This window comes from Streptomyces sp. C36 (assembly GCF_040932295.1).
GTDB lineage: Bacteria > Actinomycetota > Actinomycetes > Streptomycetales > Streptomycetaceae > Streptomyces > Streptomyces triculaminicus.
Map to the genome: position 1 here is coordinate 176,868 of NZ_JBFQGI010000005.1, position 19,928 is coordinate 196,795.

The 19,928-nt window shown below is 73.8% G+C and carries 19 protein-coding genes; 12 read left to right on the forward strand and 7 right to left on the reverse strand.

Annotated features, from left to right (window positions below; translation table 11 throughout):
* The first annotated feature begins 32 nt into the window (after nt 1-32).
* Nucleotides 33-680, forward strand: coding sequence for a CGNR zinc finger domain-containing protein (locus tag AB4K12_RS17190; RefSeq protein WP_368435005.1), 648 nt, complete (start codon nt 33-35; stop codon nt 678-680).
* Here the strand turns inward: AB4K12_RS17190 and sodX are convergent.
* Nucleotides 566-1,036, reverse strand: a complete 471-nt coding sequence (sodX, locus tag AB4K12_RS17195; protein WP_368435006.1) for a nickel-type superoxide dismutase maturation protease — start codon at nt 1,034-1,036, stop codon at nt 566-568. The two genes, AB4K12_RS17190 and sodX, sit on opposite strands and share 115 nt — an antisense overlap.
* A 146-nt stretch (nt 1,037-1,182) precedes the next feature.
* Between sodX and sodN the strand changes: the two genes are divergently transcribed.
* A complete protein-coding gene (gene sodN / locus AB4K12_RS17200) occupies nt 1,183-1,578 on the forward strand; it encodes a superoxide dismutase, Ni (RefSeq protein WP_086567954.1) in 396 nt (131 codons plus the stop codon).
* 69 nt (nt 1,579-1,647) lie between these two features.
* Here the strand turns inward: sodN and AB4K12_RS17205 are convergent, their stop codons facing one another.
* The 6 genes from AB4K12_RS17205 to AB4K12_RS17230 are packed head-to-tail and all read right to left on the reverse strand — an operon-like array spanning nt 1,648 to nt 7,432.
* Nucleotides 1,648-2,865, reverse strand: coding sequence for an MFS transporter (locus AB4K12_RS17205; RefSeq protein WP_368435007.1), 1,218 nt, complete (start codon nt 2,863-2,865; stop codon nt 1,648-1,650).
* A complete protein-coding gene (locus tag AB4K12_RS17210) occupies nt 2,862-3,587 on the reverse strand; it encodes an HAD-IA family hydrolase (protein ID WP_368435008.1) in 726 nt (241 codons plus the stop codon). Before AB4K12_RS17210 ends, AB4K12_RS17205 begins: the two co-directional genes overlap by 4 nt.
* Nucleotides 3,584-4,447, reverse strand: coding sequence for a sugar phosphate isomerase/epimerase family protein (locus tag AB4K12_RS17215; RefSeq protein ID WP_368435009.1), 864 nt, complete (start codon nt 4,445-4,447; stop codon nt 3,584-3,586). Before AB4K12_RS17215 ends, AB4K12_RS17210 begins: the two co-directional genes overlap by 4 nt.
* Nucleotides 4,444-5,214, reverse strand: coding sequence for an SDR family NAD(P)-dependent oxidoreductase (locus AB4K12_RS17220; protein ID WP_368435010.1), 771 nt, complete (start codon nt 5,212-5,214; stop codon nt 4,444-4,446). The genes AB4K12_RS17215 and AB4K12_RS17220 overlap by 4 nt, the downstream gene beginning before the upstream one ends.
* Nucleotides 5,214-6,353: an alcohol dehydrogenase catalytic domain-containing protein gene (locus AB4K12_RS17225; RefSeq protein WP_368435011.1), complete on the reverse strand. Its 1,140-nt coding sequence runs from the start codon at nt 6,351-6,353 to the stop codon at nt 5,214-5,216. The genes AB4K12_RS17220 and AB4K12_RS17225 overlap by 1 nt, the downstream gene beginning before the upstream one ends.
* Nucleotides 6,350-7,432 (reverse strand): ROK family protein, encoded by a 1,083-nt coding sequence (locus AB4K12_RS17230; protein ID WP_368435012.1) that lies wholly within the window; start codon nt 7,430-7,432, stop codon nt 6,350-6,352. The genes AB4K12_RS17225 and AB4K12_RS17230 overlap by 4 nt, the downstream gene beginning before the upstream one ends.
* Nucleotides 7,433-7,846: 414 nt before the next feature.
* On the opposite strand from AB4K12_RS17230, the gene AB4K12_RS17235 reads away from it, so the two are divergent.
* The 10 genes from AB4K12_RS17235 to AB4K12_RS17280 all read left to right on the forward strand — a co-directional run bounded on the left by AB4K12_RS17235 (nt 7,847) and on the right by AB4K12_RS17280 (nt 19,746).
* Entirely contained in the window at nt 7,847-8,668 is an 822-nt protein-coding gene (locus tag AB4K12_RS17235; RefSeq protein ID WP_368435013.1) for a TIGR03619 family F420-dependent LLM class oxidoreductase, read from the forward strand.
* Nucleotides 8,669-9,317: 649 nt separating this feature from the next.
* Nucleotides 9,318-10,538 carry a sedoheptulose 7-phosphate cyclase gene (locus tag AB4K12_RS17240; RefSeq protein ID WP_368435014.1) on the forward strand — a complete coding sequence of 407 codons (1,221 nt, stop codon included), beginning with the start codon at nt 9,318-9,320 and terminating at the stop codon, nt 10,536-10,538.
* A complete protein-coding gene (locus tag AB4K12_RS17245) occupies nt 10,535-11,344 on the forward strand; it encodes a cupin domain-containing protein (protein ID WP_368435015.1) in 810 nt (269 codons plus the stop codon). Before AB4K12_RS17240 ends, AB4K12_RS17245 begins: the two co-directional genes overlap by 4 nt.
* Nucleotides 11,341-11,733 (forward strand): hypothetical protein, encoded by a 393-nt coding sequence (locus tag AB4K12_RS17250; protein ID WP_368435016.1) that lies wholly within the window; start codon nt 11,341-11,343, stop codon nt 11,731-11,733. The genes AB4K12_RS17245 and AB4K12_RS17250 overlap by 4 nt, the downstream gene beginning before the upstream one ends.
* 43 nt (nt 11,734-11,776) lie before the next feature.
* Entirely contained in the window at nt 11,777-12,838 is a 1,062-nt protein-coding gene (locus AB4K12_RS17255; RefSeq protein ID WP_368435017.1) for a ketoacyl-ACP synthase III family protein, read from the forward strand.
* Between the two features lie 65 nt (nt 12,839-12,903).
* Entirely contained in the window at nt 12,904-14,562 is a 1,659-nt protein-coding gene (locus AB4K12_RS17260) for an FAD-binding oxidoreductase (protein ID WP_368435018.1), read from the forward strand.
* A gap of 103 nt (nt 14,563-14,665) precedes the next feature.
* Complete coding sequence (locus tag AB4K12_RS17265) at nt 14,666-15,427, forward strand: SDR family oxidoreductase (protein WP_368435019.1); 762 nt, start codon at nt 14,666-14,668, stop codon at nt 15,425-15,427.
* 118 nt (nt 15,428-15,545) lie between these two features.
* A complete protein-coding gene (locus tag AB4K12_RS17270) occupies nt 15,546-17,132 on the forward strand; it encodes an AMP-binding protein (RefSeq protein ID WP_368435020.1) in 1,587 nt (528 codons plus the stop codon).
* Nucleotides 17,133-17,188: 56 nt separating this feature from the next.
* Nucleotides 17,189-18,811, forward strand: coding sequence for a histidine ammonia-lyase (gene hutH, locus AB4K12_RS17275; protein WP_368435021.1), 1,623 nt, complete (start codon nt 17,189-17,191; stop codon nt 18,809-18,811).
* Nucleotides 18,812-19,035: 224 nt separating this feature from the next.
* Nucleotides 19,036-19,746 carry a VC0807 family protein gene (locus AB4K12_RS17280; protein ID WP_368435022.1) on the forward strand — a complete coding sequence of 237 codons (711 nt, stop codon included), beginning with the start codon at nt 19,036-19,038 and terminating at the stop codon, nt 19,744-19,746.
* Nucleotides 19,747-19,928: the final 182 nt, after the last annotated feature.

A 19,928-nucleotide genomic window follows, 5' to 3' on the forward strand; every position in this document is an offset into this window, starting at 1 on the left:
CCGATATTCGGGCGCCATCAGAGGGACCGGACGTGGAACTTGCCTCCTACTCGGACTACGCCGTGCGGCTGGTCAACACCGAGGAGCCCGCGCGCGGCGCCGACGCGCTCACCTCGCTCGACACCGTGCGCGAGCTCGTGGGCCCCGAGTCCCAGTCCGCCCGCCGCCTGACCGACGGCGACCTCACCCGGCTGCGGGCCGTCCGGACCCGGCTGCGGGCCGTGTTCGAGGCGGCCGCCGAGGGCGAGGAGGTGCGGGCCGTGGACCTGCTCAACGCGCTGCTGATGGAGTTCCCGGTCAGCCCGCAGGTCTCGGGCCACGAGTACCGGGACGAGGACGGCCGCCCCAAGTGGCACCTGCACATCGCCGACCACGCCCCCAGCGCCGCCGCGTCGTACACCGCCACCGCCTGCATGGGCCTGGCCGTCCACCTCACCGAGCTGGGCGTCGACCGCCTGGGCATCTGCCAGGCCACGCCCTGCCGCAACGCCTACCTCGACACCTCCACCAACCGCTCCCGCCGCTACTGCTCCGACCGCTGTGCCACCCGCGCCAACGTCGCCGCCTACCGGGCCCGCAAGCGCCTGGGGAACGGCCGCTCGGAGGAGCGCGCGGAGGACGACCGTACGGGCCGTACCGCCGACGCCGCCCACGACAGCAGCGCCGCCGCCGAGCGCTGACCGCGCTCCGGCGGCCGGCGCAGCCGCACCCAGGCGCGGGCCACCACGAACTCGTCCGGCACCGGGCCGAACTCCCGGCTGTCGTTCTCCACCAGCGGGTTGTCCCCCGTCACCCACCAGCCGCCCGCGCGCCGCTCCACCGCGCGCTTGACGATCAGCAGGTCCTGGCGGAACGGATGCCGCATCACCACCACGTCACCCGGTCGCACCACCGCCCCGTACCGCACGACCAACTGGTCCCCGGGGGTCAGCGTCGGGACCATCGAGGGGTTGTAGACCTCCGCCATCCCGATCCGCAGCAGTCCACGACGCTCACGGTCCAGCTCGTGCCCGCGTTCGTCCACCTGCTCCTGCACCGCGGCACCTCCGTGTCCGTTCCTTCCACGCCCGGTCCCAGACTGACACCGGACTTTTGTCCTAAGCCCCCCGGGGCACCCGAGAAAAGCCTTCCCACACCGAGTAATCTCGCACCTGAGAAGACGATCACGAGGAAGGACAGCACATGCTCTCCCGCCTGTTCGCCCCCAAGGTGAAGGTCAGCGCCCACTGCGACCTGCCCTGCGGTGTGTACGACCCGGCCCAGGCCCGCATCGAGGCGGAGTCGGTCAAGGCCGTCCAGGAGAAGTACCAGGCCAACGAGGACGCGCACTTCCGCGCCCGTGCCACGATCATCAAGGAGCAGCGCGCGGAGCTCGCCAAGCACCATGTCTCGGTGCTGTGGAGCGACTACTTCAAGCCCCCGCACTTCGAGAAGTACCCGCAGCTGCACCAGCTGATCAACGACACCCTGAAGGCCCTGAGCGCCGCCAAGGCGTCCACGGACCCGAAGACGGGCGAGAAGGCGCTGGAGCTCATCGCCGAGATCGACCGGATCTTCTGGGAGACCAAGAAGGCCTGACGTCAGGTACGCGACCGCGCCCGGACCATCCCATGGTCCGGGCGCGGTCGTCTGTGCGCGGGCGCCGGGTCAGTCGGACGAGGCGGTGCCCGTCCGGTCCGTGCGCGACCACAGGGCCGCCAGGGACATCGCGGCCGCGAGCAGCAGGGCCACCACCGCGGCCACCCACGGCGTGGTGCGCAGCCCGGCCAGGCCGACGACCGCGCTGCCGGCCAGGCCGCCCACCGCGATGCCGGCGTTGGCGGTGCCGGGTCCGACGACCGCGGCGAGGCCGCCTCCGGCGGCGACCGCCCGGTGGGTGACGATCGGCACGATGGACTGCAGCCCGAACGCCCAGAAGGCGATGAGGGCGTACGCGCTCCAGGGGTGCGCTCCCGCGATGCCGAAGAGCGCCACCGCCACGCCCATCACCGTCGCGCCGGCCACCGCGCCCCGCCGGGGCGCGCGGTCGGCGACGAGGCCCCCCGCCGCGTTGCCGGCGAACGCCGCCACACCGAAGACGGCCAGGCCCGCGGCCACGCCGTCGGCCCCGACGCCGGTCACGTCGGTGAGGTAGGAGCCGAGGTAGGTGAACGGCACGCTGTTGGCCATCATGATCGTGAAGGTGACGACCAGCGGGCCCAGGACTTGCGGCCGGCCGAGGACGCCCAGCGCCCGGCGGTCGGTGACGCCCTGGCCGGGCAGGTCCGGCAGCGTGCGCAGGATCGCGAGCAGGACGAGCAGCGCCGCCGCGCCCTCGAGGGCGAAGCTGACCCGCCAGCCGACCAGGTCGCCCAGCGCCGTACCCAGCGGAGCCCCGAGGAACATGGCCCCGGAGAGCCCGCCCAGCACCATGCCGACGGCGGCACCCTGCCGCTGGGGCGCCACGACGGCCGACGCCGCGCTCAGCGCGCAGCCCAGCGCCAGGCTGTGCACCGTCGACGCCAGCACCCGGCCGGCGATCAGTACGGGGAGCGTGGGGGCGAGGGCCATGACGGCGTGGGCGACGACGAACAGGCCGAGCCCGGCGGGCAGCAGCACCCGCGGCCGGTGGCGCATCACGGTCATGGCGACGGGCAGCGTGGTGACGGCGACGCCGGTGGCGTACAGGGACGACACCAGGCCGGCGGCGCCGGTGGAGACCCGCAGGTCGTCGGTGATCTGCGGGACGACGCCGACGGCCATGAACTCCGTGGTGCTGACGACGAACGCCAGCGCGGTGAGGGCGAGCACCGGGGCCGACCACAGTCCGCGTGCGGGCCGCGGCGCCGCCGCGTTCCCGGGCGCGGTCCGCAGGGTGTCGCTCATGCGCGCGCACCGCCGCCGGACGGTGCGAACGTCAGGCGCAGGCCGTGCTCGCCCTCCGCGCGGACGCCGACCTGCCGGAAGTCGGCCACCCGGATCAGCTCCGAGGCGGCCGGGCTCGTGTGGCCGCCGACGACGACCGTCCGCGCCCGGGCGGCGAGCGCCGCCCGCAGTCCGGCCTCGGCGTCCTCGAACACGACGGTCTCGGCGGGGTCCACGCCGAGCGCGGCGGCGGCCGTCAGATAGCCCTCGGGGCTGGGCTTGCCCTCGCGGACGTCGTCGGCGGTGACGACCACCGGCGGCATCGGCAGCCCGGCGGCGGCCATCCGCCGCTCGGCCAGCTCCCGGCCGGCGGAGGTCACCAGCGCCCAGCTGCCGGGCGCGAGGGCGGCCAGCAGGTGGGCGGCGCCGGGCACCGCGACGACGCCCTCGACGTCGGCGACCTCCTCGGCCACGAGCCGGGCGGTCTCGGCGTCGGCGTCCACGCCCGCGGGGGCGTGCTCGGCGACGGTCTCGCCCGTGCGGCGGCCGTGGGAGGTGGCCAGGATCGCCTCGGCGTCGAGCCCGTGCCGGGCGGCGAACCGCCGCCAGGTGCGCTCGACGACCACCGTGGAGTCGACCAGCGTGCCGTCCATGTCGAACAGCAGCGCCCGCGCGGTCAGGTCCGCGGCTCCGGCGGCCGGGCCGGCGGGGGACGTGGTGTCGGGAGTGTCGTGTGGGGTCATGCCTCAACCTCGTCGGTGTGTGCGGGGAAAGCCTCGGGCGCGAGCGTCGGCCGGGCGGCCTGACGGCGTGCCCAGGCGAGGTCGGCGGCGAGCCGGGCGCGGTCCCCGTCGCGGTAGTCGTTCTCCAGCACCAGCGCGCGGACGGGCACCCGGTGGCGGACGAGCGCGGCGAGCGTCCGCCGGATCAGGCCGTCGCCGCCCATGGGGGCCGTCGCGGCGGCGGGTTCCGCGCTGTCCTTGAGATGGATCTGGTCGGCGAAGTGCCGCCCGGCGGCGGCCAGCAGCTCCGGGACGTCCACCCCGGCCGCGCGCGGGTTGTGGGTGTCCAGCAGCAGCCGGAACGCCGGGGAGCCGACGCGCTCGACGAGTTCGGCCGCGCGGGCGCCGTCGAGCACGTTCTCGTTCGCCAGCAGCAGCCCCCGCGCCGCCGCCTCCGCCGCGGCCGGGGCGAGCACCTCGGCCGTACGCCGCAGGGCCGCCCCGTCCTCGATGGCGCTGCGCCGGAAGCTGGGCACGAAGACCAGCGGGGCGCCCACGGCGCTCGCCGCGTCGAGCAGCCGGGTCAGCACGGCGCGTACGCGCACCGCGTCGGCGCCGCCCGCCGGGGCGGTGAGCCCGATGTCGTTGAGGGTGTTGGCGGCGAGGCCCAGTACCCGCACGCCCGTGGCGGCCGCGGCCTCGCGCACGGCGTCGAGGGTGCCGGGGGCGTCCAGCAGCGGCGCCCGGCCGGGTCCGCCGAGGTCCAGCTGCACCCCGTCGGCGCCGAGGTCGCGCGCGAGCGCGAGCGCGTCCGGCCCCGTCACCGGCAGCCGCCAGTCCGTCAGGCCGACCGCGGGGGGCCGGTGGCCGTCAGCCGTCACGCGACGACGTCCCGGCTCTGCGACACGGGGATCCTCTCGTGCGCGGAGACCCACCGGCCGGCCTCGTCCACGACCAGGCTGTCGCCGTGGAGGCCCGCACCGGAGGTGGCGGCGAGCTCCGTGGCGACGCGGCCGAAGTGGTCCGGGCGCATGTAGCTGTCGTAGCTGAAGTCGGCGGGGCGCCGGCGGCGGATGCCGGGAGTGTCCACCATGCCGGCCGGCAGCACCTGCACGATCCGCACCTTCTCGCCCTTCTCCTCCTGGGCGACGGAGTCCAGCAGGGCGGCGCCGGCCGCCTTGGTCGCCGCGTAACCCGAGCGCCCGGGACCGGCGTTGTAGACCACCTCGGAGGACACGCCGAGGAAGAGCCCCGGCTCCTCGCCGCCGCGCAGGACCGGGAGCGTGGCGTGCAGCGTCATCCACAGGCCGTGCAGGTTGACCTCGAGCTGACGGCGCCACTCCGGCTCGGTCACCTCGTCGAACAGGGCCCGGCGGTCGCCGTAGTGGACGGCCGAGTAGCACACCAGGCTCAGCTCGTCCGTGGTGGCGTCGGCGAGCGCGGTGCGGGCCGCGTCGGCGTCGGACAGGTCGAGGGGGGCCCAGCGCAGGGCCTCGTGGCCCGGGCCCGTGGGGGTGCTGCGGCTGAGCACGGTCACGTCGGCCCCGGCCGCGGCCCACGCGTCGGCGATGCCCCGGCCGATGCCGGTGGACCCGCCGACGACCAGCGCGGTGCGCCCGGCCAGGGAGAGCTCGTGGGATGTGGACATCATGCCTCCAGGGCGTGGCGTGGGGGATGGACGCGGACGGCGAGTTTGACCAGGCGCCGGCCGTCGACGACGCGGTCGCCGCGGCGGGCCAGGTGGGCCATGATCCGCGCCGCTTCGGTCAGGTCCGCGGTGTGGGTGACCACCTCGCGGTAGCGCTCCGGGTGCCGGGTCAACTCCTCGGCGGCCGCCCGGAGATGGCCGTTGCCGACGCCCCGGTGGCCGAGCAGCCGTACGGTGCCGCCGGTGGTCGCGGTCAGCGTGGTGACGTGCGGGGGCTCCGGCAGCCCGGCGCGGTTGGCCGCGCGGATGCCGACGAGGTCGGCGCCGGGAAGGTACGGGGTGCTCGCGCCCGGCGGCAGCCCGCCGAGCAGGTCGACGGTCATCGCCGCCACACCCGTGGCCAGAGTGCTGTGAAGGCAGTCGAGGGTGGCGTCGCGGGGCGTGGCCAGCAGGACGGCGAGCGGTTCGGAGCCGGCGACCTCGCGGATGAGGCCGGCGTTGTCGTCGCCGTGCAGCAGCAGGTGGTCGGCCGCCACGGCCCCGTCCGCGCTCCAGGCGCGCCCGGCCTCGGTGTGGTGGACCTGGAGGACGCGTACGGACGGGCCGAGCCAGTGCCGGGCCGCGCGGACCGCGAGGTGGCCGATGGTGCCGTCGCCGTGGACCAGCAGGCTGCCGGGCCGGTCGACGGCGAGCGCGGACAGCGCGTAGCGCACCACGGCGAGCGGTTCCAGGAGGGCCGCGAGCTCCGGCTCGGGCGTGGTCGGGAGCGGGATCACCAGTCCGCCGCCGACGGCCGAGGCGGGGAGCAGGACCCGCTCCTGGAGCAGCCCGTCCACACCGTGGCCGAGGAGGAAGGAGTCGTCCGTGGGGTGCGTGGGGTTGACCACCACGCGGGTGCCGGGGGCCAGCGACGCGTCGGTGCCGGGCCCCGCCTCGACGACGGTGGCGATGCCCTCGTGGCCGATGACCGGCGCCGGGTCGTCGCGCAGCCCGCGCAGCATCTGCAGGTCGGTGCCGCACAGGCCCGCGACCTCGGGGGCGACGAGGAGTTCGCCGGGTCCGGGGCGCGGCGTCGGGCGCTCCAGCACCCGGACGTCGGTGCCGTCGCGGACGATGGCGCGATGGGTCGTGGTGTTCACGCGGCCTCCTGTGCGCGCAGCGCGGCCAGGCCCGCGCCGATCATTCCGTCGGCCTCGCCGGGGGCGCAGACGGTGATCCGCCGCTCGACCCATTCGGGTGCGAAGTCGCTGGTGAGGTAGAGGCCCTGGCGGGTCAGGTGCCCCAGTACCGCCCGGCGGTAGTGCCCGGCCAGGTCGACCGCGACGCCGCCGGTCAGAGCCACCTCGTCGAGGTCGGGGTCCAGACACAGCGCGGTGCGCAGCACGTCGGCGACGGGTGCGGTGACGGCGTCGAGCAGGTCGCGGGCGAGCGGGTCGTCGTCGTCCAGCGCGGTGCGGAAGGCCGTCTCGAAGGAGGCTCCGGCCTCGATGCCGGCGTGCAGGCGGGAGTCGTCCCAGGCCCGGCCGGCGCGGCGGCGCAGCTCCTCGGCCATGCGCTGGATGCCGGGCCCGGAGGAGAAGGCGGCCAGGTGCCGGGGCCCGGAGCAGTCGCAGCGCAGGTCGACGGGCTCGCCGAGGAGGGTGGTGGACGCGGGGAGGTGGCCGGTCTCGCCCTGGAGTCCGCCGCCGTCGACGGGGATGCGGTCGTCGCGGCGGTCGAGGGTGCGGCAGGCGATGCCGGTGCTGATCGTCATCAGCATGATCTTGCGGTGGTGCCGGCGTGCCGGCGCGGCGGCGAAGTGCAGCAGCGCGGCGGTGACGTCGTTGACGACGTGCCAGTCGACGTCGGGCCGCCGGGCGCGCAACGCGCCCAGCAGGTCGAAGGGTTGGGCGTGGTCCCCCCACAGTGGCGCGGACGCGTAGACGGTGCCGGTGCGGTGGTCGAGCGCGGCGCCGAAGGAGACGCCGGCGGTGGCGCCGGGTCCGGTGGGGACCGACGCGCAGAGCGCCTCCACCATCCGCGCCTGGAGCTGTGCGGGCGAGTCGGTGGGGTGGCGGCGGAAGCCGGGGGAGGGGGACCGCTCGAGGTCGTAGGGCTCGTGGCCCGGGGTCCAGCGGGCCCGGCGCAGATGGGAGCCGCCGACGTCGATGACCGTGACCGGTTCGCGGCCCGCTCGGTCCGGCCGGCCGTGGGCCGGGGTGGGTGTGACGGTGGACATGCCTCTTCCTCTGCGCGTGCCGGACGCGGACGCGGACGCGACCGTGGCCGGAGACCGGCGGGGCGGCCTCGGGCCCGGCGTGGTTATCCCGCGTTTTCCCATGGGGTCGCGGTTTTCCGCCGGAAGGCGCGGATACAGAGAATTCTCGCGGAGCGGGCAGGACGATCCGGCCCCTCCGAGCCCCCCGGCTCGATGATCAACGAGCCCTATGGAATGGCAATCCACGCAGCGTGTCAAACGGCCACCTGTCGAGGTGACAGGCGTCACGCGTGATGTATCGCGGCGCGTAAATGTTTCGGCAATATTGCGGAAAGCCGAGATCTCGCCGAAGAGGAACAAGGAGTTCCTCGACGGTGTTTTGTGGAACCTTTGGCACCGCTTTTGCGGTTCCCCATCGGAACGAAGGAGTTCACTGTGCAACTGCATGTCGTCCTGCCCGACGAGTCACCGGACATGCCGGTTTCCGAGCTCACCGAACTGGCCAAGGAGGCGGAAAACCTGGGTTACTCCGGGATATGGCTGCCCGACCACCTGCTGCCGCCCGGGGACTACGGACCCCGCTACGGCGGCGTGTACGAGCCGCTCGTCACCCTCGCCCATCTCGCGGCCGTCACCTCCCGCGTCACCCTGGGGACATCGGTCCTGGTGCTGCCGCTGCGCGACCCGCTGCTGCTCGCCAAGCAGAGCGCCACGCTCGCGCACCTGAGCGGCGACCGCTTCGTCCTGGGCGTCGGCGCCGGCTGGGAGGGCTACGAATTCGACGCTGCCGGTGCCGACTTCGCCGGCCGTGGCGCCCGGACCACGGCCGCCCTGCGGCTGATCCGCCACCTGCACACCCACGGCGCGGGCCCGTACCGCGACGCCTTCCACTCCTTCGACGGGCGCGCCGTCTTCGCACCGGTGCCCCGGCGGCCGGTCCCCTTCCTGATCGGGGGCAACTCCGACGCGGCGCTGCGCCGGGCGGCCCGGGCGGGGGATATATGGCAGTCGGTCCATATTTCGTCGAGGGAGTTCGCCGAACGCCGCGCCCGGCTGCGGGAGCTGGGCGGGGGCCATGTGAGCGCCGGGGGCCGGGAGTCCTGGACGGACGAGAGCGTCCCCGTCGCGGAGGTCGTGCGGCTCGTACGGGCCTGGGAGGCGGCCGGAGCCGAGCATCTGGCCCTGTTCTTCGGGCCGGTGGCGGGCTTCTCCCGCCGCATGCGCGCCCTGGCGCAGGGGCTCACGGCGTGTGTCTGACGGCCCCTCGGGGCGGGCGGGGCGGAGCCCGTCCTCGGGTCGCGGTCGGGCTCTGACGTGTGACGTTACCCCGTCGTGATCAAGCACACAGAGGGCGGCGGCCGGACACGGAGGGTGATCGCCGGGGTCATGCCGCCGCCCCCGTGAAGCGCGCAGAGTGATCATGAGGGTGCCGCAATCAGGGACATCTCCAGCCTTCGTCGCCGAACGCCCCGTACCGCACCAAAAACTTTGCACTCCGTACAAACGCTTTCCGGTGCCGAAGCCAACCGCCTGGAATCCCCTTATGGAAGTTGCTAGGTTCACTTATGTCGTTCGAGAAATGAATGACGGTGTTCGGATGGGGGACGAACCAGTGACTTTTCGGCATGCCGTCACCACGGCAGCTCTCGCCATGCAGCGCTCCTGTGCCGCCCGATTTCGCGATGTCATCGCCTGCCAAGGCTGACATCCGGGGCTGACATCCCACTCCTGCGCTGATCGAGTCGATTCCCGGCACCGACCGGGACGCATCGCCATGCGTCGAAATCGACCGGGCAGACTGATCCCCTCCCCTTTCCTCGTATTCCTGTATTCACCCTTCCTTGGGTGCGCCGACCCGCCGTCCCCGTGTGTGACGGCCCGGTCGCGTGTGAGAGATCGGAGAGAATTGCCGTATTACAGTGACCCCCTCCAGGACGGCAGCGGCCTCTTCACGTCCGGAGCGCCGATCCGGCGCTGGACCGTCAAGGCCGCCGAGCCGGTCAGCTACGAGGTGGAGATGGCCGAGGGCCTCTTCGACCCCGCGAGCACCCTCCTGCTGGAGAAGGGCGACCCGCAGCCCTCCGGGCCCGGCACCGGACGCGTCCGGCGCGTCATCGTCACCGACACCGTGGTCCACGAGCTCTACGGAGAAGCCGTCCGCGGCTACCTCGACCACCACGGCGTGGAGTACGAGATCTGCGTGCTGCCCGCCGGGGAGACCGCCAAGACCTGGGACAACGTCCTGACCGTCGTCGAGACGCTGGACCGGTTCGGCATCGACCGGCGCCGCGAGCCCGTGATCGGGATCGGCGGCGGCGTGCTGCTCGACATCGTCGGCTTCGTCGCCAGCACCTACCGCCGGGGCACGCCCTACATCCGCGTCCCCACCACCCTCATCGGCCTGGTGGACGCCGGAGTCGGCGTCAAGACCGGGTTCAACTTCAACGGCCACAAGAACCGCCTCGGCACCTACTTCGCGGCCGAACGCAACCTCCTGGACCGCACGTTCCTCAAGACGCTCGACGAGCGGCACGTCAGCAACGGCCTGGCGGAGATCCTCAAGATCGCCCTGATCAAGGACTACCGGCTGTTCACCCTGCTCGAGAGCTACGGCACCGACCTGGTGGCCACGCGGATGCAGGGCCCCTACGACGGCCCGCACCCCGACCCCGCCCTGGAGGTCATGGAGCGCGCCATCCACGGCATGCTCGAGGAGCTCCAGCCCAACCTGCGCGAGCACAAGCTGGAACGCGTCGTCGACTACGGCCACACCTTCAGCCCCACCATCGAGATGCACGCCCTGCCCGAGCTGCTGCACGGCGAGGCCGTCTGCGTCGACATGGCGCTGACCACCGTGCTCGCCGAGCGGCGCGGACTGATCAGCAGGGAGCAGCGCGAGCGCGTCTTCCGCGTCATGGACGACCTGCGGCTGCCGTCCTGGCACCCGCTGTGCGTCCCGGACGTGCTGCTGCCCGCGCTCGCCGACACCGTCCGGCACCGCAACGGCCTCCAGCGGCTGCCCCTGCCGGTGGGCATCGGTTCGGCGGTGTTCGTCAACGACGTCACCGAGCGCGAACTGGCCGAGGCCGCCGAGCACATGGCCGAGGCCGCGGCGGTGACCCGATGACCGTGGCGACCCCGCCCCGCGCCCTGGCCGCGAACCGCCCGGCCGCGGACCGCCCGGCCGCGAACCGCCCGGCCGCGGACCGCCTGAGCGTCACCCGCCGCCCGGACGGCGCCGCGCCGACCACCGTCCACGGCCCGGCCGGCGCCATCCGGTGGACCTCCTTCGCCGGCCGCCGCCAGCTGCGCTCGGCCACCGAGACGATCGGCTGGGCGGCGCTGCCGCCCGGCTGCGTGACCGCGCCGCGGCTCCAGCCCCGCACCGAGGGCGCCTGCCTCGTCCTCGGCGGCACCGGCGAGTACCTCACCGGGGACGAGTCCCTGCCGCTGCGGCCCGGCTCGCTGGTGCTGGCCGGCGTCGGCAGCCCCCGCGGACTCGCCAACACCGCCTCCGGCGACCTGACCTGGCTGGCCGTCGAGACCCTCTCCCCACCCACCCGGGCCACCCTGGCCGGGGCACTTCCCCCGTACGGAGGCACAGCCGTGAGCACCCTCTCCGTCCACGATCTCTTTGCGGACGGCAGCGTCGAGACCGCCGGCACCTTCACCGGCCCCCTCCGGCGCATCGAGATCGTCGACATCCCCGCCGGCGAGATCCGCACCCTCGGCGCGCCCGACGCCGAACTCGCGGTGTACGTCATCAGCGGCGGCGGCACCGTGACCAGCGCCGCCGCCCCCGAACCGGTGGTGGTCTCCGGAGACACCTGCGTCACCACGCCCGTCGGCGCCGAGACCTCCTTCGCGGCGATCCAGTCCCTGCGGCTGGCCGTCATCACCCTGCGGGTCACGCCCGAGGAGGCCGCCCGGTGATCGTGACCACGCCCGCCCGGCGGGCCGCGACGCACGGCGTCGGCCCCGAGGGCGACGGCCCGCGCTGGCAGAGCCTGGCCGGGCGCGCCATGCTGCGCAGCGAGTGCGAGTCCATCGAGCACTGGGCGCTCGACGCCCACCAGGCGCTGCCGCTGACGCCGGACCACGGCGTGGACGAGGCACTGGTCGTGCTCTCCGGCTCAGTCACCGTCGAGGGCGACGGCGCCGCCGGCGTCACCGCCGGGGCGGGCGGCTGCGTCCTGCTGCCGCACGGCACCGGCGGCCTGGTACGGGCCGGCGGCGACGGCGCCGCGTTCATCAGCGTCCGCGTGCTGCCGGACCACGTCAGCCGCGCCCTGCCGCCCCGGCTGCCCCAGCTCGCTCCCTGACCCGCCCCGGCCCCACCAAGAACTGCGGAACATCGGAACATCTATGCGTTGGAACGACATCTACATCGCGGCGACCGCCTCCTGGCTGCCGGAGCGCGTCACCGTCGAATCCGCCCTGGCCGCGGGCGACTACGACGCCAGGGACGCGGAGCGGCACGACCACGTCTCGGTGACCGTCACCGACCCCGGCGACAACGTGGCCGACCTGTGGACCCGGGCCGCCCGGGCCGCGCTGGCCCGTACCGGCGACGACGTGGCCGGCCCGGACATCCTGCTGTGCACCGCCACCTTCGGCGCCGGCATCGACGGCTGGAACGCCGCCGCCTACGTACAGCGCGAACTGGGCCTCGAGGGCTGCCTCTCCGCCGAGCTGCGCGGCGCCTCCAACGGCTCGCTGCTCGCCACCGAACTGGCCGCCGCCCACCTGACCGCCCAGCCGTCCGCCACCACGGCCCTGATCACGGCGGGCGACCTCTTCCCCCTGCCGTACTTCGACCGCTGGCGCGCGGACCGCATCCTCTTCGGCGACGGCGCCGCGGCGGCCGTGCTCTCCACCGAGGGCGGCTTCGCCCGGATCGTGGCGTCGGCCACCCACACCGACGCCACCCTCGAGGGCATCCACCGGGCCGACGAGCCCATCGGCCCGTTCAACCCGGATGCCGCCTACCCCATCGACCTCCGCACCCGCAGCCGCCGGTTCCAGGAGACGACGATGGACAAGGACGAGATCCGCACCCGGATGGACGCGGGCCTGGCCACCGCGGCCAAGCGCGTCTACGAGGAGTCCGGCGTCCCCATCGACAGGATCGACCACGTGGTCGTGCCCCACCTGGGCAGGGCGCTCATCCAGAGCCAGGTGCTGGACCCCATCGGCAAGGCCTCCCTGGACGGCACCACCTGGGAGTTCTCCCGCGAGACCGGCCACCTCGGACCGGCCGACCAGCTCGCCGGGCTCAACCACCTCGCCGAGAGCGGCGCCCTGCTGCCCGGCCGGCACGTGCTCCTGGTCGGCCTCGGCGCCGGCTACAGCTGGACCTGCACCCTGCTGGAAGTGGTGGCCGAACCCGGCCCGGCCCTCGCGCGGCACGCCGCCCCCACCCGCTGACCGGCGCCTCCTCGCCGACGAACGACGCGTCGCCGTACGACGCCGCACCCGACAAGGAACCTCCCATGACCCCACCCAGCAGCGCCGCCCACGGGCTGAGCCGCCGCGGTCTGTTCACCGGCGCCGCCGCCGCGGGCACCGCGGCCGCCCTCCCCTCCCTCCTCGCCCCGGCCCCGGCCGTCGCCGCCCCGAAGGCCCCGGCGACGACCGCCGCCAAGCCGGTCGCCGCGTTCCCCGGCGCCGTCGTCAAGCCCGGCGACGGCCGGTACCCCGCGCTGAGCCGGGGCAACAACCACCGCTTCGTCGGCGAACCGGAGTACATCCGGCTCGTGAACTCCACCGCCGACGTCGTCCAGGCCGTCCAGGAGGCGGTGGACGCCGGCAAGCGGATCGCGGTCCGCAGCGGCGGCCACTGCTACGAGAACTTCGTCGACGACCGCGCCGTCAAGGTCGTCATCGACCTCTCGGAGTTCAACACCGTCTCCTTCGACCAGCAGCGCGGCGCCTTCTCCGTCGAGGCGGGCGCGATGCTCGGCGAGGTGTACGAGCGGCTCTACAAGGGCTGGGGCGTCACTGTGCCGGGCGGCAACTGCCCGACGGTCTGCGCCGGCGGCCACGTCGCCGGCGGTGGCTACGGCTCCCTCTCCCGCAAGCACGGACTGATCGTCGACCACCTCCACGCCGTCGAGGTCGTCGTGGTCGACGCCTCCGGCAAGGCCCGCGCGGTGATCGCCACCAACGCCCCTCGCGACCCCAACCGCGAGCTGTGGTGGGCCCACACGGGCGCCGGCGGCGGCACCTTCGGCGTGGTGACCCGCTACTGGTTCCGCTCTCCCGGCGCGTCCGGCTCCGACCCCGCCAAGCTGCTGCCCCAGCCCCCCTCCGAGGTGTGGATCCACAACGTCGTCTGGCCCTGGAGCGCGCTCGACGAGAACTCGTTCGGCCGCCTGGTGCGCAACTACGGCGCCTGGCACGAGCGCAACAGCGGCCCCGACTCGCCGTACCGCGACCTGTTCTCCCAGCTGAAGCTCATCCACCCCAGCAACGGGGTGGTCGTGATGAGCACGCAGATCGACGCCGGGGCCCCGAACGCCGAGAAGCTGCTGGACTCCTTCCTGGCCGCGGTCACCGACGGCGTCGGCGCGCCGCACACCGTCACCGAGCGGCACCGGCTGCCCTGGCTGCAGGCCACCCGGTGGACGGGCTTCACGGGACCGGACTCCACCCAGCGGTTCAAGGGCAAGCCCGCCTACTTCCGCAAGAACTTCACCGAGGCGCAGACCCGGACGATGTACCGCCACCTCACCCGCGAGGACTTCAAGTCCTCCGGCGCGTTCATGACCCTGGCGAGCATCGGCGGCCAGGGCAACGCGGTGGCGCCGGACGCCACGGCCGTGGCCCAGCGCGACTCCGTGATCAAGTTCCAGTGCGGCGTGCTGTGGACCGACGCCGCCGAGGACGCCCGCCAGCTGGAGTGGGTGCGCGGCCTCTACCGCGAGATGTTCTCCGCCACCGGCGGCGTGCCCGTCCCCAACGAGCAGACCGACGGCCTGTTCATCAACTACGCGGACGTCGACGCCCGCGACCCCGAGCTCAACACGTCCTCGGTCCCCTGGAGCACCCTGTACTTCAAGGGCAACTACCCCCGCCTGCAGCGGGCGAAGGCCGCCTGGGACCCGAAGAACCTCTTCCGGCACACGCTCTCCATCGAGCCGCCGAAGTAGCCCCGCGACCGCCCGGCGTCCCACCCCCGGGTACCCCCCACTCCCGTACCCCCATCCCCCCATCGACCCCCCGAGCGGGTCTCGACCGAGAGGAAACACCCCCATGACCAGCCAGGAAACCAGCACCGCCGCCCGTCCGCTCGAGGGCCGGACCGCCCTGGTCACCGGCTCGTCCCGCGGCATCGGCCGGGCCATCGCCCTGCGCCTGGGCCAGGACGGCGCCAACGTCGTGGTGAACTACCACAGCAACGCCGAGGCGGCCCAGGAGCTCGTCGCCGCCATCGAGGCGGCCGGCGCCAAGGCCATAGCGGTGCGCGGCGACGTCGCCCGCCGCCAGGACGTCGAGGAGCTCTACGCCCAGGGCACGTCCGCCTTCGGCGGCATCGACATCCTCGTGCACAACGCCGGCACCGATGCCGAGGGCGCCATCGCCGAGCTGGACCCGGAGTTCGTCGAGCGCGTCGTCGACCTCAACCTCAAGGGCTCGCTGCACACCCTGCAGCTCGCGGCCCAGCAGCTGCGCGACGGCGGCCGGATCATCAACATCTCCACCGGCTACACCCGCGTCACCTTCCCCGGCTTCGGCCTCTACGCGGCGACCAAGACCGCGGTCGAGCAGCTGGTCCTCACCCTGTCCAAGGAGCTCGGCGCCCGCGGCATCACCGCCAACTCGGTGCTCCCCGGCGTCGTCAGCACCGACCGCACCGAGCGGCTGCGCGAGCAGTTCGACTACTTCGCCTCGCTGACCCCGCTCGGCCGCATCGGCGAGCCCGAGGACATCGCCGACGTGGTGGCCTTCCTCGCCGGCGACGGGGGCCGCTGGGTCACCGGTCAGTCGATCGCGGCCTCCGGCGGCCTCGTCTGACATCGCGTCATCCATGGGGGCCGCCGGCCCGGCCGGGCCGCACGGCGGCACCGGCGGCCCCCATGGCGCTCCACCGCAGCATCCGCAGCATCGTCGCACCCAGCACCCCGGGGGAATCATGAGAGAAGTCAGCGTCGGCACGGCCTCGGCCGTCCATCGCCGGGCGCGTGTCGCCGGTGACACGACGGCAGTCGTCTACGAGGGCGTGGAGATCACCTACGCGGAGCTCAGCGACCGGGTCCGCTCGATGGCCACCGCCCTGTCCCGGGGCGGCCTGCGGGCCGGGGACCGCGTCGCCTACCTCGGCCTCAACAGCGCACTGCTGCTGGAGACCGCGCTCGCCGCCGCCCACCTCGGGGCGATCTTCCTCCCGGCCAACTTCCGGCTCGCCCCCGAGGAGGTGTCCTACCTCCTGCACGACTCCGGCACCCACACCGTGGTCGCCGAGGACGGGCACCGGGCGGTCATCGACGGCATCGCCGACGGCTCACCGGCCCGCCGCTTCCTGCTCGGCGACCGCGACCCGCTCGTGCCGGCCTCCCCCGACGCCCACCCGCGCTGGGAGCGCCTGTCCGCGGTGACCGAGGGGGTGCCGCGGGGCGAGGCCGTGAAGGCCGGCGCCGACGACACCGCCGTGCTGATGTACACCTCGGGGACGACCGGCCGGCCCAAGGGCGTGATGCTGACGCACGGCAACCTGTGGTGGAACCACCTCAACGTGGCCGGCGCCATCGACGTCAGCCCCCGCCACACCACCCTCGCGGTGGCCCCCATGTTCCACATCGGCGGCCTCAACGCCTTCACCCTCGGCACCCTCGCCCGCGGCGGCACCGTGGTCGTACGGCGCTCCTTCGACCCCGCCCAGTGCCTGGCCGACCTGGTGACGTACCGGGTCAACAGCGTGTTCGCGGTGCCCGTGATGTTCACCGCGCTCGCCCGTACGCCGGGATTCGCCGAGGCCGACCTCGGCGCGCTGACGGCCGCCGTGGTGGCCGGGGCCCCGGTGCCCGGCCAGCTGGTGCGCGACTACGCGGCCCACGGTGTCCGGCTGCAGCAGGCGTGGGGCCTGACGGAGACCGCCCCGTTCGCCACCTGCCTGCCCCCGCACCTGATCGGCGAGCACCCGGACTCGGCGGGCTTCCCCATGCCGTACACCGAGATCCGGCTGACGCACCCCGAGACCGGGGCCACGATCACCGAGCCGCGGGTGCCGGGCGAGGTCTGCGTCCGCGGCCCCCATGTCACCCCGGGCTACTGGAACAACCCCGAGGCCACCGAGCTGGCGTTCGACAGCTCCGGCTGGTTCCACTCCGGCGACATCGGCTACCTCGACGACCAGGGCCTGCTCCACATCGTCGACCGCCTCAAGGACATGATCATCAGCGGTGGGGAGAACGTGTACCCCGCCGAGATCGAGCGGGTGCTCGCCGCCCACCCGGACGTACGCGACGTGGCGGTGGTGGGCGTACCCCACCCCAAGTGGGGCGAGACCCCGATCGCGGTGCTGCGCCAGGACCCCGGCGCGCCCCGGCTCGGCGTCGAGGAGATCCGCGCGTTCGCCGGAGAGCGGCTGGCCCGCTACAAGCTGCCGACCGCCGTCACCCACGTCGAGGCGCTGCCCCGCAACACCAGCGGAAAGCTCGACAAGGTCGCCCTGAGGGCATGGGTGCTCAGTGAGCACGCGACCGAGGCCGTCGGCGCCTGACCGCCGCTCCACCCACCCGTACATCACCCCCCGCCACAGAAGAGATAACGCACACCATGGACACCTCCGCCCCGGCCGCCGACAAGGCCGAGCTCCTCATCGACGGCCACACCCTGACCGTGGCCGACGTCGTCAACGGCGCCCGCCCCACCGACCCCACCCGCGCCCGGCTCGCCGAGGGTGCCATCCAGCGGATCGAGCAGTCCCTCGCGCTCAAGGGCAAGGTCATCGAGGCCGGGCTGCCCATCTACGGCGTCACGTCCGGCTTCGGCGACAGCAACACCCGGCAGATCTCCGGCAAGAAGTCGCAGGCCCTGCAGACCAACCTCATCCGCTTCCTGTCCTGCGGCATCGGCCCCGTCGCCGCGCCGGACGTGCTGCGCGCCACGATGATCATCCGCGCCAACTGCCTCGCCCGCGGCGCCTCCGGCGTCCGCCCCGAGATCCTCGAGCTGCTGCTGGAGTGCCTCAACCACGACGTGCTGCCGCCCATCCCCGAGCGCGGCTCGGTCGGCGCCAGCGGCGACCTGGTCCCGCTGAGCTACGTGGCCGCGCTGCTCACCGGCCAGGGCAGGGCGCTGCACGGCGGCGAGGAGAAGGACTCCCGCACCGCCCTGGCCGACGCCGGCCTCAGCGAGGTCGTGCTCGAGGCGAAGGAGGGGCTGGCGCTGGTCAACGGCACCTCGTTCATGTCGGGCTTCGCCGCCCTCGCCGTCCACGACGCCGCCGAACTGGCCTTCGCCGCCGACCTCTCCACCGCCCTGGCCTCGCAGGTGCTCCAGGGCAACCCCGGGCACTTCGTCCCCTTCATCTTCAACCAGAAGCCGCACCCCGGCACCCGTACCAGCGCCCGCACCATCCGCCGGCTGCTCGGCGACCCCGAGGACCGCGACCCGGGCGTGGACGTCGAGGGCGCGGCCCTGACCGAGGCCGGCTTCCGGCAGCTCGAGGAGCCCATCCAGGACCGCTACTCCGTGCGCTGCGCCCCGCACGTCGTCGGCGTGCTGCGCGACACCCTGGACTGGGCGACCACCTGGGTCGAGGTCGAGATCAACTCCACCAACGACAACCCGCTGTTCGACGTCGAGGCGGGCATGGTCCGCAACGGCGGCAACTTCTACGGCGGCCACGTCGGCCAGGCCATGGACGCCCTGAAGACGGCCGTGGCCAGCGTCGGCGACCTGCTGGACCGTCAGCTCGAGCTCGTCGTCGACGAGAAGTTCAACAACGGGCTCACCCCCAACCTCATCCCGCGCTTCGCCCCCGACAGCTGGGACGCGGGCCTGCACCACGGCTTCAAGGGCATGCAGATAGCCGCCTCCGGCCTGACCGCCGAGGCGCTCAAGACGACCATGCCCGCGACCTCGTTCTCCCGCTCGACCGAGGCGCACAACCAGGACAAGGTCAGCATGGCCACGATCGCCGCGCGGGACGCCCGTACGGTCGTCGAGCTGGTCCGGCAGGTCACCGCCATCCACCTGCTGGCCCTGTGCCAGGCGGCCGACCTGCGCGGCCTGGAGTGCCTGAGCGGCCCGACGCGGGCCGCCTACGAGCTGGTCCGCTCCGTGTCCCCCACCTTGGACGGCGACCGTCCGCTGGCGGAGGACATCCAGCGCGTGGCCGCCCTCATCGCCGCCGGCGACGTGCGCCGCGCGGCCGAAGGCGCCGACCTCGGCTGACGCGCCCTTCGCGCCGAGGGGCGCGGGGGGACGGGCGGGGGCGGTGCGTGCCGGGCCGGCTGCCCCGGTGCGCGCTGGTGCGCGCCGGACTGTCATGCTCCGCGCCTGACAAAAGTCATGCCGAGCGGTGGACGGTCGGCTCTGCCGCCAAGAGGGCCTCCCCCGTGATGCTGTACGTGTCCCCGGAAAAGGGGCGCGTACGACTCACGGGGGAGAGGCCCATCATGCGGACGGTCACGAGGACGGCGAACACCTCCGGGGCGCGGACGGCGGCCGCCGACCGGCGTCGTGCGGTGGTGCAGAGCCTGGCGCCGCTGGTCGTGGACGCGCTCCTGCCCATGGCCGCCTACTACGCGCTGCGCGAGGGCTTCGGCATGAGCACCTTCGCCGCGCTGGCCTGGAGCAGCGTCCTGCCGGCCCTGCGCACCGTCTGGAGCATCGTCAGGGACCGCCGGCTCAACGGCCTCGCGGCCCTCATCCTGACCGTCAACGTCCTGGGCCTGCTGCTCACCACGGTCACCGGCGACGTGCGTCTGATGCTCGCCAAGGAGAGCGCCGGCAGCGGCGTGGTCGGCATCGTGGTGCTGGCGTCCGTCCTGGCCGGGCGGCCGCTGATGACCGCGGGCCTGCGGCCGTGGGTCACGCGCGGCGACGCCGCCAAGAACGCCGCCTGGGACCGGCTCATGGCCGGCACCGCCCGCTTCCGCCGTGCCGAGCTGACCTTCTCGGCGGTGTGGGGCGCCTCCCTGCTGGCCGAGTCCGTCGTCCGCGTCGTCGGCGCCTACACGCTGCCGGCCGACACGATGGTGTGGCTGAGCAGCGTGATCATGGGCGTCGCCGTCGTCGCCGCGATCGTCGTCTCGGGCGCCATGGCGGTCGACCCCATGGAGAAGATGGTCGCGGCCGAGGCGGCCGAGGCGGCCGAGGCGGCCTGACGGCCGACCCGGCTCCCTCGGCTGCTTCACTCCCCTTGTTCGACCGCGGCCCTATGGCCCGACGTGGTTCATCGGCACCGGAGACGCGCGCCAGCACCGGTGAATGGTCTCTCGGTAGCCCATGTGGGACGGGTTCCGGCCTACGTGCCGGAAGGCCCAGCTGCGCGCCTTCTCGAACTCCG